Source organism: Mesorhizobium sp. M7A.F.Ca.US.010.02.1.1 (genome assembly GCF_004023085.1).
GTDB lineage: Bacteria > Pseudomonadota > Alphaproteobacteria > Rhizobiales > Rhizobiaceae > Mesorhizobium.
This window is the reverse complement of record NZ_RZRV01000001.1, coordinates 235,972-248,892: the sequence shown is the minus strand read 5'-3', so window position 1 is coordinate 248,892 and position 12,921 is coordinate 235,972. Positions and strand designations below refer to the sequence as shown.

Here is a 12,921-nt window from a genome sequence, read left to right as displayed (position 1 = left end):
ATGAAAATCCGCAGCATCAAAGCCACGCCGATCAATCTGCGCCTCGAAGCACCCTATGCCTGGGTGTTCGGCGAACTCGACGGATTTTCGCCGACCATCGTCGAAGTTGAGACCGAGGATGGCTTGGTCGGCCTCGGCGAAGCGCCGACGCCGGCGGCGGCCACAATCATCAACGATGTCCTGGCGCCAAGGCTGGTCGGGCGCGATGCCTTCGACATCGCCGGCGCCGAGCATGTCTGCCTGCCCTTCTGGACCGGCGTGCAGTCGATCAACGACCGCACCCGCATCATGGCCTTCGGCGCCATCGAGATGGCGTTGTGGGACCTGCGCGGCAAGGCGTGGAACCAGCCGCTCTACCAGTTGCTTGGCGGCGCCGTGCGCAAGGACATCCCGTTCACCGACTATTTTTCGCTGCGCGGTGACGGGCCGAAGGTGAAGGGCGAGACGACGCCCGAGGAAGTCGCCGACTATTGCGTCGAATTGCACGAGACGCATGGAACGACCTTCTTCGAAGGCAAGTTCTCGACCGAAGACCCAAAAATCTCGCTCAGGATGGTCGAACTGATCCGTCGGAAACTTGGCGACGATGCGATGATCCGTATCGATTCCAACCAGGCTTATTCGCTCAGCACCGCGCGGCGGCTGGCACGCCCGCTGGAGGATCTCGGCGTGCGCAACTGGGAGGATCCGGTGGCGACCATCGAGGAGATGCGCGAATTACGGCGCCATTGCTCGATCCCGTTCTCGACCCACAACATCGACATTGCGCGTGCCATGGAAACCAAGGTTCCGGACGCCTTCGTCGGCAACCCGACGACGCATGGCGGCATCGGCCGCCTGCTGCGCTTCGTCGGCGCCTGCGAGCACGCCGGCATCGACTTCTGGTGCTACAGCGGCGACAGCGGCATCGGCAGTGCCGCCTATCTGCATCTGTGCGCGGCACTCGGCTGGATCAGGGAGCCGAACCAGTCGCTGTTTCGCATGCTGCCGATGGATGTCACCGAGGAAGGACCGTTTTCGCCGAAGAACAATGTCGTGCGCGTTCCGGAAGGTCCCGGCCTTGGCGTCACCTTGTCGCGCGAAAACCTCGCTGCCTGTCACAGAGACTTTACCGAGAAAGGACCGTGCAACAAGTATCATGACCCGGCAAAACCCGGAACCTATCGCCGTTTGCCGCTGAACTAGATGCGGCAAGCGGCCAAGACCGACGGCCAGACACGAGAAGCCAACCACCGCGACTTCGACCGGGAAGGTTGGACAAAAACGATGGAAGCAGTGCAGCCAGCAATCCGGCGCGTCCACGCCACGACTGGATACCGGGCAAAACCGCATGCTAAGTTCCGGTCGACAAGCCTTCTGGCGGCCGGGAAATGGAGCAATCCACGAGATTTCGTCAACCATAAGAAATAGGGGAAAGGGTAAAAACCCATGAGCAAGAACTACACCATTCTCGACCTGATCCGGCGCAATCGCACGCCGCTTGAAAATCACCTGATCGACGGCCTCGTCGACGGTCGTGTCAGCCGCCGCGACTTCGTCCGTCACGGCAGCCTGCTCGGTCTGTCGCTGCCGCTGCTGGGCCGTATCGGCATGGCAGCCGGCCTTGGCGGCATGCCGACGCTGGCACGCGCCCAGGGCGCACCCGGCGCCACCATCCGTGTCGCCAGCAGCGTGCCGGCAGCAACGATCGACCCAGTCACCATTGCGGACGCCGGCGGCCTGCTGGTCATGCAGCAGGTTGCGGAATTCCTGTGCGTCGACGGCCCCGACCTCGTGCTGCAGCCGGCGCTGGCCGAAAGCTGGAAGCCGAACGACAATGGCACTGTTTGGACCTTCAAGCTGCGCAAGGGCGTAAAATTCCACAGCGGCGGCGAGATGAAGGCCGACGACGTCGTGGCCAGCATCGACCGCCTTGCCGACCCGGCCAACTCGTCCAATGCGCTGTCGGTGTTCACCGGCATCCTGCAGAAGGGGGCCTCCAAGAAGGTCGACGACTACACGGTGGAATTCCACCTCGATGCGCCGAACGGCAACTTCCCCTACATGCTGTCGTCCGACAACTATAACGCCGTCATCATCCCGGCGAGCTACAAGGGCGACTATGAAAAGAGCTTCGACGGCACCGGGCCGTTCAGAATAGAGAAATACACGGCAAAGGTCGGTGCGTCCTTCGTCCGCAACGAGGACTATTGGGGGCCGAAGGCGCTGCCGGAACGCACCGAGTTCACCTTCTTCACCGACATGCAGCCGCAGATCCTGGCGCTGCAGGGCGGCCAGGTCGACATCATCAACCAGATGCCGGTGCTGGCCGGCGTCGCTCTGCTCAACGATCCGAACGTCGACATCATCAGCTTGAAGTCGTCAGCCCATCAGCAACTGCACATGCGCTGCGACGAGGGCCCGTTGAAGGATGCGCGCGTGCGCCGTGCCATTGCGCTCTGCCTCGATCGCGACAAGCTGGCCGCCGGCCTCATGAAGGGACGCTCCGCTCTGGGCAATGACAGCCCATTCGCCGCCGTCTATCCTTCGACCGATACGAGCGTGCCGCAACGCAAGCAGGATATCGCCCAGGCCAAGCAGCTCATGGAAGCAGCCGGCTTTGGCCAGGGCTTCAAGATAACCCTGACCACCGAACGCTACCTAGAAATCCCTGAATACGCCCAGCTCATCCAGAACTGGGTCAAGGAGATCGGTGTTCAACTCGACCTCAATATCCTCGACCAGAGCGGCTATTACGGAGACGCGGTGTTCGGCAAGTCGAACTGGCTGGATTCGGTGATGGGCATCACCGACTATGGTCACCGCGGCGTGCCGAATGTCTATCTCGCGGCACCGCTGAAGAGTGAAGGCACCTGGAACGCGGCACACTTCAAGAACAAGGACTATGATGCGCTGGCGACCAGCTACATCGCGGCCCTTGACCTCGAGGCGCAGAAGGCCGACGCCGGCAAGATCCAGAAGCTGCTGCTCGAGGAAACGCCTGTCATCTTCGGCTATTTCTACGACTATCTGACGGCGACGGCGAAGGGCGTGGCCGGCGTACAGCCGACCGCCATGTCGCAGCTGTTCCTCGATAAGGCATCGAAGGCCTGAGCGGAAAGGAAAAGCCAATCCTCTAACAGCCAGCTCCCGCATGGGGGCTGGCTCCACAAGGAGTCCTAGCCATTCTCTCCTTCCTTGTCCGGCGTGTCTCGCTGTCGCTCGTCACGCTGTTCCTGCTCAGCATCATGGTGTTCCTGGGCGGCCAGGTGCTGCCCGGCAATGTCGGGCGCGCAATATTGGGTCCGTTCGCAGACCAGCGCGCGGTCGACACGCTCAATCACACGCTCGGTGTCGATCGTCCGCTGCTGGCGCAGTATTGGAGCTGGATCTCCAATTTCGTCCAGGGCGACATGGGCACGTCCTACATCTTCCGCTCGCCGGTCGCGCCTTTCGTCATCGATGCGCTCGGCAATTCGATGAAGCTGGCGGCGGTCGCCTTCGTTCTGGTGGTGCCGATCGGCATCCTCGGCGGCGTCGTTGCCGCGCTCAACCTCAACCGGCCGCTCGATCGCATCATCAGCCTTGGCGGCCTGTCGGTGACGGTGCTGCCGGAATTCGTCACCGGCATCATCCTGATCCTGATCTTCGGCGTGTGGCTGCGCTGGCTGCCGATCTCGGCCGCATGGCCGCGCGATGCCGGCTTCTTCACGCAGCTCTATTACCTGATCCTGCCCTCGCTGCCGCTGTTCCTGGTGCTGTTCGGCTACATCGCCCGCATGGCACGCTCCGGCATGATCGAGGCGCTCGATTCCGACTACACGCGAACGGCCGTGCTGAAGGGCCTGCCCTGGCGCACGGTGATCTGGCGGCATGTGCTGCGCAACGCGCTGCTGCCGACCATCACCGTCATCGCGACGCAGACCGGCTATCTGATCGGCGGTCTGGTGGTGATCGAAACGCTGTTTCGCTACCAGGGCATCGGCTCGCTGATCTTCACCGCCGCCCGCGGCAAAGATTTCCCGATGCTCGAATCGGGCATTCTCACCATCGGCATCGTTTATGCAGTGGCCACCCTTGTCGCCGACTTCCTCTATTCCGTGCTCAATCCGCGCATCCGGTTGGGGTCAGATCAATGAGCGCTGTCCAAAACATCTCCCCCACCCCCGACGACACACAACGGCGCGGCCCGCTGGCGGAGGTCTTTTTCTCGCTGTTGCGCTCGCGAACATTCCTTGTCGGTTTCGCCATCGTGCTGTTCTGGGTTGCCTGTGCGCTGTTCGGCGAGCATTTCGCGCCCTACGATCCGCTCGCCGACGACATCATCAATGCGCTGGCGCCGCCCTCTTCCGAACACTGGTTCGGCACCGACCAGATCGGCCGCGACGTCTTCTCGCGCGTCATCGTCGGTTCGCGCGACATCCTGACCGTGGCACCGCTGGCAACCTTGCTGGCGACCGTGGCCGGCACGGCGCTCGGCCTCCTTACCGGCTATTTTCGCGGTCTCGTCGACGATGTCGTCAGCCGCATCCTGGAAGCCTTCATGGCGATCCCGGTGGTCATCGTCGCGCTGCTGGCCATCGTTGCGCTCGGCACCTCGAAGACGACCGTCATCGTCGTCATCGGCCTGAGCTTCGCGCCGATCATCGCGCGCACCGTGCGCTCGGCGGTGCTGGCCGAGCGCGAGCTCGACTATGTCGCCGCCGCACAGCTTCGGCATGAAAGTGCGCTGCATACGATGTTCGTCGAGATCCTGCCCAACGTCATCCCGCCGATCCTGGTCGAAACCACCGTGCGGCTCGGCTATGCCATTTTCGCCGTCGCCACGCTCTCCTTCATGGGCTTTGGCATCCAGCCGCCCTCGCCCGACTGGGGGCTGTCGATCTCCAACAATTACGGCATGATCGGCGGCGGCTTCTGGTGGACGGTGCTGTTCGATGCGCTTGCCATCGCTTCGCTGGTGATCGGCGTCAATCTGGCGGCCGACGGCGTTCACGGAGCGCTCAATGACTAACTCCGCCAAGGCCGAAAACGCACTCGAACTCACCGATCTTTCGGTTGCCTACCGCGTCGCCGGCCGCAATCGCGCCGTTCTGCGCAACCTCAGCCTCACCATCGGCCAGGGCGAAGCCTATGGGTTGGTCGGCGAATCCGGTTGCGGCAAGTCGACAGTGGCGCTCACTGTCGTGCGTTATCTTCCTAGAAACGGTTCCATCACCGGCGGCGCCATCTCCCTCGATGGCCAGAATGTGATGAAGCTGGACGCCGAGGCGCTCAGGCGGGCGCGCGCGGAAAGCGTCTCCATGGTCTATCAGGACCCGGGCAAGGCGCTGAATCCGTCGATCCGCGTCGGCCGTCAGCTGACCGAGATTTTTGAACTCGGCGGCATTTCGGGACAAGCGGCCACCGACCGGGCGATTGCGATGCTGAACCGCGTGCGCATCTCCGACCCCGTCAGCGTCATGCAGCGCTACCCGCACCAGCTTTCCGGCGGCATGCAGCAACGCGTGGCGATTGCCATGGCGCTGGCCAACGATCCGTCGATGCTGATCCTCGACGAGCCGACCACCGGCCTCGATGCGACGGTGGAGGCCGAAGTGCTCGACCTGATCGCACAGCTCAGGCAGGAACTGTCGGCCTCTATCCTGTTCATCAGCCACAACCTCGCGGTCGTTTCCAACATGTGCGACCGGGTTGGCGTGCTCTATGCCGGCATGCTGGTCGAGGAAGGGCCGACGGAGGTCGTGTTCAACGATCCGCGCCATCCCTACACGGTGGCGCTGCTGCGCTGCCTGCCGCGCGGTGGCCAGCGCAAGGATCAGGGCCGCCTCGACACCATTCCGGGGGTTCTGCCCGGCATCGGGGCCGACATCAAGGGCTGCGCCTTCGCCGACCGCTGCGCGCTCGCCGACGACCGTTGCCGCACCGAATTGCCGCCGCTCTATGATCTGAGTGACGAACGCGGGAGGCGCTTGTCACGCTGCCACTATCACGACAAGGCGCAAGCGTTGCCGCGTGCGACACCGAGCGATGTGGCGCCGGCGCCAAAGGTGGCAGCAGCACCGGTGCTGCGCGTCGCCGGGCTGAACAAGACCTATGCCAGCCACGGCCATGCACTGCGCGCCGTCAAGGACGTCTCGCTTGATCTCAGACCCGGCGAGACGCTCGGGCTGGTCGGCGAGTCCGGCAGCGGCAAGACGACCTTTGCCAGGCTGCTGCTCGGCCTGGTGCCGCCAGACGCAGGCGGCACCATCGAGCTTGAGGGCAAGGCCCTGGCGCCCAGGCTGGAGAACCGCAGCGACGACCAGATCAAGGCGATGCAGATCGTCTTCCAGAATCCGGATTCGGCGCTCAATCGTTCGCATTCGATCCGCCACCTGATCGGCCGCGCGCTGAAGCGGCTGGCGGGTTTGAGCGGCAAGGCACTAGAGGTCCGCCTCAACGACCTCGTCCGCTCGGTGCGGCTCACCGACCGGCATCTTGCCGTCAAGCCGCGCCAGCTCTCCGGCGGCCTGAAGCAGCGCGTCGCCATCGCGCGCGCCTTCGCCGGCGATCCGCGCATCGTCGTCTGCGACGAGCCGACCTCGGCGCTCGACGTGTCGGTGCAGGCGGCCATCCTCAATCTGCTCGCCGACCTGCAGTCGAAGGAAGACGTCAGCTACATCTTCATCTCGCACGACCTTGCCGTGGTTCGTTACCTCTCCGACAAGATCGCCGTGCTCTATCTCGGCCGCATCATGGAACTCGGACCGTCGGAAGACGTCTTTTCCGGGCCGCATCACCCCTATACCGAAGCGCTGCTGTCGGCCGTGCCCAAACTCGACCAGACCGAGACGGCACGCATTCGTCTCGACGGCGAAATCCCCAGCGCCACCAACCCGCCCTCGGGCTGCGTGTTCCACACGCGTTGCCCGCGCAAGATCGGCCCGATCTGCGAACAGCAGGAGCCGCCACTCAGCGAAGCCCAGCCCGGCCATTCGATCCGCTGCCACATTCCTTACGCCGAACTGGCTAGGCTGCAGAGGGCGGTCGCAACCGAGCCGGCATAGCGCTGTCGCTCGCGTGGCTTGGCCGGTCAGATCTGCCCGGCCATGCCGAGGGAACGGTCACCTTCCGAAAAGCCCTGAACTTCAGCCCAGTCCCTGGCCAGCGTGCGCAGCCCGGTGAGCGCGACATCCAGGACATCCGAAGACACGGGATTCGAGGGATAGGCGAGGTAGATTGGCCGCTGGAATACCGGTGTGTTGTCGATGCGCCGCATCTCACCGCGCTCGATATGGCCGCTGACGGCGCTGAGCGGCAGATAGGCGGCGGCTTGCTGCGACAGGACATGCTGGAGGCCGATGAAGACCAGCCCGGCCGATATGGCCGGCTTGACCATGCCGGCAAAGGCGCGGTCGTGCTCGATGCGGAATTCCAGTCCCCAGTCCATCAGGATATAGTTTTCGGTCCATGGCTTGGTCTGTGCGGCGTGCTGGACGAGCACGACCTGATCGACGGCCAGCGTCTCGTAGACAATGCCGGGATGCGGTCGCGGAAGATAGAGGATGCAGATGTCGAGCAGGCCTTCTGCCAGCTGGTCGATCGCCAGATCCGGGAAACTGCCTTCAAGCCGCAGCGCCACGTTCGGCCGCCTGGCGCGCATCCACTCGACCCAGGGCGAGGTGATGCGGTCCCAGAGATAGGCCGGCGCGGTCAGCCGCAGCAAGGTTTCGTAGCCCTCGGGAACGGCGATATCCTGCCGTGATTGCTCCCAGGTGCGGGTGATGGACGATGCGTGCGGCAGGAATTGCCGGCCGGCCGGCGTCAGCGTGACGCCATCGCGGTCGCGCACGAACAGCCGGCGTCCCAACTGATCCTCCAGTCCCCTGATCCGCGCACTGACCGTGGACTGGGCGAGGTTGAGCCGGCTGGCCGCGACGGTAAAGCTGCCATGGGTGGCGACTTCGAGAAAGCTGCGCAGATTCTCAGTGTCCATACCCACCTCTTGCATCGAAAATTTCGATGACCCCTATCAAAAAATATCGCTTTCCGGCGGCAGTCAACAATGAACTAGATGACTGAATCCCAAGACAAGCGAGGAATCCAGCCATGCCCAAGCATTTCCGGATGATCGACAACGCTCGCAGAACGCTCACTGCAATCGAAAATTCCGCTGTCGACGAATTGCTGGCCGGAAGGATGGGCCGGCGCGACTTCCTGCGCCATGGCAGCGTGCTTGGCCTCTCCCTGCCGTTCCTGGGCAGCCTTGTCGCAGCAGTTGGCTTCGGTACACAGCAGGCACGCGCCGAGGGCAAGCCGGGCGGCACGGTGCGCGCCGGCGTGGCGACGCCGGGCGGCGCCATCGATCCCGTCACCTACTATGACAGCGGCAGCTATCAGCTGGTTTTCCAGACCGCCGAGTTTCTCTGCATCACGCAGCCGGACCTCACCTTGAAGCCGGTGCTGGCGGAAAGCTGGGCGCCGAACGAGGACGGCAGCATCTGGACCTTCAAGCTGCGCAAGGGCGTGAAATTCCACAATGGCGAGGACTTCAAGGCCGACGACGTCGTCGCAACCTTCGATCGGCTGGCCGACCCCAACGGTGCCTCCAACGCGCTGTCGGTGTTCAAGGGGCTGCTGTCGAAGGGCGGCACCCGGAAGGTCGACGACCACACCGTCGCCTTCCATCTCGATGCGCCGAATGGCAGCTTTCCCTATTCGGTGTCGATCGACAACTATAACGCCGTCATCCTGCCGGCGAGCTACAAGGGCGACTACGAAAAGACGTTTGAAGGCACCGGGCCGTTCCGGCTGGAGACCTACACGCCGAAGGTCGGCGCGACCTTCATCCGCAACCCCGACTATTGGGGTGAGAAGGCGCTGCCCGACCGGCTTGAGTTCAAGTTCTACGGCGATGTGCAGCCACGCATCCTGGCGCTGCAGGCGGGCGAGGTCGACATTCTCGATGCTGTTCCGCTCGATGTCAGCCAGGTCGTGCTGAACAGTCCTGATATCACCGTGTTGCGTGTCGCTTCGACCGCGCACCGCCAGCTTCACATGCGCTGCGACACCGGCCCGTTCACCGACAAGCGCGTACGCCAGGCGCTGGCGCTGTGCATCGACCGCTCCAAGCTGGTCGACGGCTTGTGCCGCGGCATGGCGGCGACCGGGAATGACAGCCCGTTCGCGCCGGCCTTCCCTGCGACCGACAAGTCGGTGCCGCAACGCGTCCAGGAGATCGCCAAGGCCAAGCAGTTGCTCGAGGCGGCGGGTCTCGCCGAAGGCTTCGACATCACGCTGACCACGCTGCGCTATTCCGACATTCCGGGCTATGCGCAATTGTTCCAGAATTTCGCCAAGGAAATCGGTGCCCGCATCTCGCTCAACATCGAGGACCAGGACAAATATTACGGCAAGGCGGTGTTCGGCCAGTCGGACTGGCTGGACAGCCCGCTCGGCATTACCGATTACGCGCATCGCAGCGTGCCGAACGTGTTTCTCAAGAGCCCGCTGGTCAGCGACGGCCCGTGGAACGCGGCGCATTTCAAGAGCCCGGCCTATGACGGCATGGTCACCAGCTATCTCAAGGCGCTCGATGTCGGCGCGCAGCGCGCCGCCGCCTCCGACATCCAGAAACTGCTGCTCGACGAGACGCCTGTCATCTTCAGCTATTTCCCCGATCTGCTGGTGCCGGTGCGCAAGAATGTCAGCGGCCTGCCGCCGATCGCGGCCGGCCTGCTGCTCGACCGCGTGTCGTTGAGCTGATCGTGCCCCAACGCCCGATGACAAAAGAAACAAAACGGGAGACTACCATTCGCAAGCCTCATTTGCGCGGCCGTGGGCCGCATTTTCCCTTGCTGGACACCCTCGTGCAGTATGAATTCGAGCCGGGCTACATAGCCTTCACCATGCCGACGCAGAAGCGACTGCGTGTGCAGGTGGGGTCGATGACCGTGGCCGATACGACCAATGCCTTGGTGTTCTACGAATCCGATCACCTGCCGGTCTACTATTTCCCGATCGGCGACGTTCGCGAGGAATTCCTGCTGCCGAGCAAGACCACGACAGAGGATCCGTTCAAGGGCACAGCCACCCACTACTCGCTCAACACCGGCATCACGCTGGTCGAGGACGCGGCCTGGCGCTATCTCGATCCGGTCAAGGGCTGTCCGCCTATATCGGACTACATGTCGTTCACCTGGAGCAAGATGGGCCACTGGTTCGAGGAGGACGAGGAGATCTTCGTCCACGCCCGCGATCCGTTCCGCCGGATCGACTGCCTGCCGTCGTCGCGGCGCGTGCAGGTCATCCTCGACGGCGAACAGGTCGCCGATTCACGCCGCGGCGTGTTCCTGTTCGAGACCGGCCATCCGGTGCGCCACTATCTGCCGATCGCCGACACGCGGCTCGATATGTTCGCGCCCAGCCGCTACATCTCGCGTTGTCCTTACAAGGGCATCTCCAGCTATTATCACGTGACGACGAAGGCCAAACGTCACGAGAACCTCGTCTGGTATTATCCGGAACCGGTGCACGAGGCAGAGCGCATCAAGGGGCTGGTCTGCTTCCACCACGAACTGGTCGACAAGATCCTGGTCGACGGCGTCGAAATCCCGAAGGAAGCCACGGCCGCGTCGAGCGGTTATTTCTGAGCATCGACGCCGCCTGCGCGCGGGCGCTTGATCGAAACACGGCTCAGCCATACCCTCTCCGACGCAGGGGAGGGCACTCGATGGATCTTTTCAAGCTGGATGGCGATGTCGCGCTGGTCACCGGCGCCGGTAGCGGCATCGGCCAGGCAATCGCGATCGGGCTCGCCGAGGCAGGTGCCGACGTCGCCTGTTTCGGCCATACATCGAAGGGTGGGCTGGACGAGACCGCGCACCGAATCGCGGCACTCGGCCGCAAAGCGCTGGTGCTGACCGGTACAGTGACATCGCAGAGCGATCTCGCGGCTGCGATCGATCGCGTTGAGAGCGAACTCGGTGCGCTCACCGTCGCCGTCAACAATGCCGGCATTGCCGGCTCCGAACCCGCCGAGACGATGCCGCTGGAGACATGGCAGAAGGTTCACGACGTCAATGTCGCCGGCGTGTTCCTGTCCTGTCAGGCCGAAGCGCGCAAGATGTTGGTGCGAGGCAAGGGCTCGATCATCAACATCGCCTCGATGTCGGGCACCATCGTCAACCGCGGCCTGACGCAGGCGCACTACAACTCTTCGAAGGCCGCCGTCATCCACATGTCGAAGAGCTTCGCCATGGAGTGGGCCGATCGCGGCCTGCGCGTCAATGTCGTCAGTCCGGGCTACACGCTGACGCCGATGAACAAGCGGCCGGAGGTGGCGGAAGAAGTGAAGATCTTCAAGCGCGACACGCCGATGGGGCGCATGGCGGCGCCGGAGGAAATGGTCGGGCCGACGGTGTTCCTCGCCAGCCGCGCAGCGAGCTTCGTCACCGGCCTCGACCTGATTGTCGATGGCGGCTACGTCTGCTGGTAAGAGCTCAGCTTCGCCTGCAGTCTGAATTTGTACGTCTCGCGAAGCGTTAGTCGTTGCGCGACATGAACCTTGGTATATATAATTTCATCCTATGAAACGGCCTTGGCGAGATGGGGCTTACCAGGCGGGTAGCCGAGATCATAGGACCTTGATGGCTCGCACCTTGCAGGGGCGCCGCAGGACTGGCAATCGATCCGCAGATGACCGCTCCCGCAGCGATCCGTCGGCAGCCATGACGCCGACACTCCAATCCTGTCCCAACATCACCAGAATTGAGCACCATCTTGCCTGCGCTGGCCAAAGCCGGGGCAACAATTTGGCGCCGACGGCCTTGCGCAAAGACCAGCCTTTCCAACACAATCAAGAAAAGCCGCAAGAAGGGAACGAACGATAATTTTCACAGCTTGAAGGAGAACAAGCATGTCACTTCGCAGTGTGATTTCGAACTTAACAATGGGAGCCTTCGCGCTTGCCGCCGCAAGTGCGCTTACATCACCGGCTTACGCAGCCGCGCCGGAATCGAACGACCCGATCAAGATCGCGCTGTTCGACTGGACCAGCGTCAACCTGAACGCCAAGATCCTCGGCGGCATCCTGGAAAAGCTCGGCTACACCGTCGAGTATCCGACCGCCGACTACCTCTCCAGCCTGACCACAGGCCTCACCAATGGCGATCTCGATGTCGGCATGGAATTCTGGGACACGACCGCCGGCGAGGCCATGAAGGCCTCCGATGCGACAGGCCAGACCGAACGGCTGGGCAAGCTCGGCCCGAAGGCCAAGGAAGAATGGTGGTTTCCCGAATACATGAAGGAGAAGTGCCCCGGCCTACCCAATTGGGAAGCGCTGAAGGACCCGAAATGCGCCGAAGCCTTCTCGACGGCCGAGACCGCACCGAAGGGGCGCTATCTCGGCGGCCCGGTGACCTGGGAAGGCTTTGACGACGAGCGCGTCGAGGCACTGAAGCTGCCCTTTACCGTCATCCATGCCGGCACCGACGCGGCGATGTTCGCCGAACTGGACTCGGCCTATCAGCGCAAGGCGCCCATCATGCTATGGATCTATTCGCCGCACTGGGCGCCGGCCAAGTACAAGGGCGAGTGGGTGGAATTCCCCGAATACACGCCCGAGTGCTACAACGACCCGAAATGGGGCACCAATCCCGACGCCAAATATGATTGCGGCAAGCCGCATGGCGAGATCTGGAAGTACTCCTGGTCCGGCATGAAGGACAAATGGCCGGTCGCCTACAAGGTGGCCAAGGCCTACACGGTCGACACCGACGAACTCAACAAGATGAGCGGCGAGATCGATCTCGGCGGCAAGACGCCGGAAGATGTCGCCGCAGCCTGGATCGCCGCCCACGAGGCCGACTGGAAAGCCTGGGCGCAGTGATCGTTCCAACTGGAAAAATGAGACCCGGCTGCTTGATCAGCCGGGTCTCAATTCTTGATGTTCCAGAA

10 protein-coding genes are annotated in these 12,921 nt (G+C 63.0%); 9 read left to right on the top strand and 1 reads right to left on the bottom strand.

Annotated elements, in window-relative coordinates; all coding sequences use genetic code 11:
• From EOA19_RS01140 to EOA19_RS01120, 5 genes are all read left to right on the top strand, one after another.
• A complete protein-coding gene (locus EOA19_RS01140) occupies window positions 1-1,185 on the top strand; it encodes a mandelate racemase/muconate lactonizing enzyme family protein (RefSeq protein WP_128302446.1) in 1,185 nt (394 codons plus the stop codon).
• A gap of 243 nt (window positions 1,186-1,428) precedes the next feature.
• Window positions 1,429-3,093, top strand: coding sequence for an ABC transporter substrate-binding protein (locus tag EOA19_RS01135; RefSeq protein WP_128302445.1), 1,665 nt, complete (start codon window positions 1,429-1,431; stop codon window positions 3,091-3,093).
• Between the two features lie 71 nt (window positions 3,094-3,164).
• Window positions 3,165-4,118, top strand: coding sequence for an ABC transporter permease (locus EOA19_RS01130; protein ID WP_128302444.1), 954 nt, complete (start codon window positions 3,165-3,167; stop codon window positions 4,116-4,118).
• A complete protein-coding gene (locus tag EOA19_RS01125; RefSeq protein ID WP_128302443.1) occupies window positions 4,115-4,993 on the top strand; it encodes an ABC transporter permease in 879 nt (292 codons plus the stop codon). The genes EOA19_RS01130 and EOA19_RS01125 overlap by 4 nt, the downstream gene beginning before the upstream one ends.
• Window positions 4,986-7,028: an ABC transporter ATP-binding protein gene (locus EOA19_RS01120; protein ID WP_128302442.1), complete on the top strand. Its 2,043-nt coding sequence runs from the start codon at window positions 4,986-4,988 to the stop codon at window positions 7,026-7,028. Before EOA19_RS01125 ends, EOA19_RS01120 begins: the two co-directional genes overlap by 8 nt.
• Before the next feature lie 26 nt (window positions 7,029-7,054).
• Here EOA19_RS01120 and EOA19_RS01115 read toward each other — a convergent pair whose 3' ends face one another.
• Entirely contained in the window at window positions 7,055-7,957 is a 903-nt protein-coding gene (locus tag EOA19_RS01115) for a LysR family transcriptional regulator (RefSeq protein ID WP_128302441.1), read from the bottom strand.
• Between the two features lie 113 nt (window positions 7,958-8,070).
• Between EOA19_RS01115 and EOA19_RS01110 the strand changes: the two genes are divergently transcribed.
• The 4 genes from EOA19_RS01110 (at window position 8,071) to EOA19_RS01095 (ending at window position 12,853) form a co-directional block, all read left to right on the top strand.
• Window positions 8,071-9,726 (top strand): ABC transporter substrate-binding protein, encoded by a 1,656-nt coding sequence (locus EOA19_RS01110; protein ID WP_023808721.1) that lies wholly within the window; start codon window positions 8,071-8,073, stop codon window positions 9,724-9,726.
• A complete protein-coding gene (locus EOA19_RS01105; RefSeq protein WP_164892819.1) occupies window positions 9,723-10,613 on the top strand; it encodes a DUF427 domain-containing protein in 891 nt (296 codons plus the stop codon). The genes EOA19_RS01110 and EOA19_RS01105 overlap by 4 nt, the downstream gene beginning before the upstream one ends.
• A gap of 80 nt (window positions 10,614-10,693) precedes the next feature.
• A complete protein-coding gene (locus tag EOA19_RS01100) occupies window positions 10,694-11,458 on the top strand; it encodes an SDR family oxidoreductase (protein WP_127291028.1) in 765 nt (254 codons plus the stop codon).
• A 420-nt stretch (window positions 11,459-11,878) separates the two neighbouring features.
• Window positions 11,879-12,853 (top strand): ABC transporter substrate-binding protein, encoded by a 975-nt coding sequence (locus EOA19_RS01095; RefSeq protein ID WP_127291030.1) that lies wholly within the window; start codon window positions 11,879-11,881, stop codon window positions 12,851-12,853.
• Window positions 12,854-12,921: the final 68 nt, after the last annotated feature.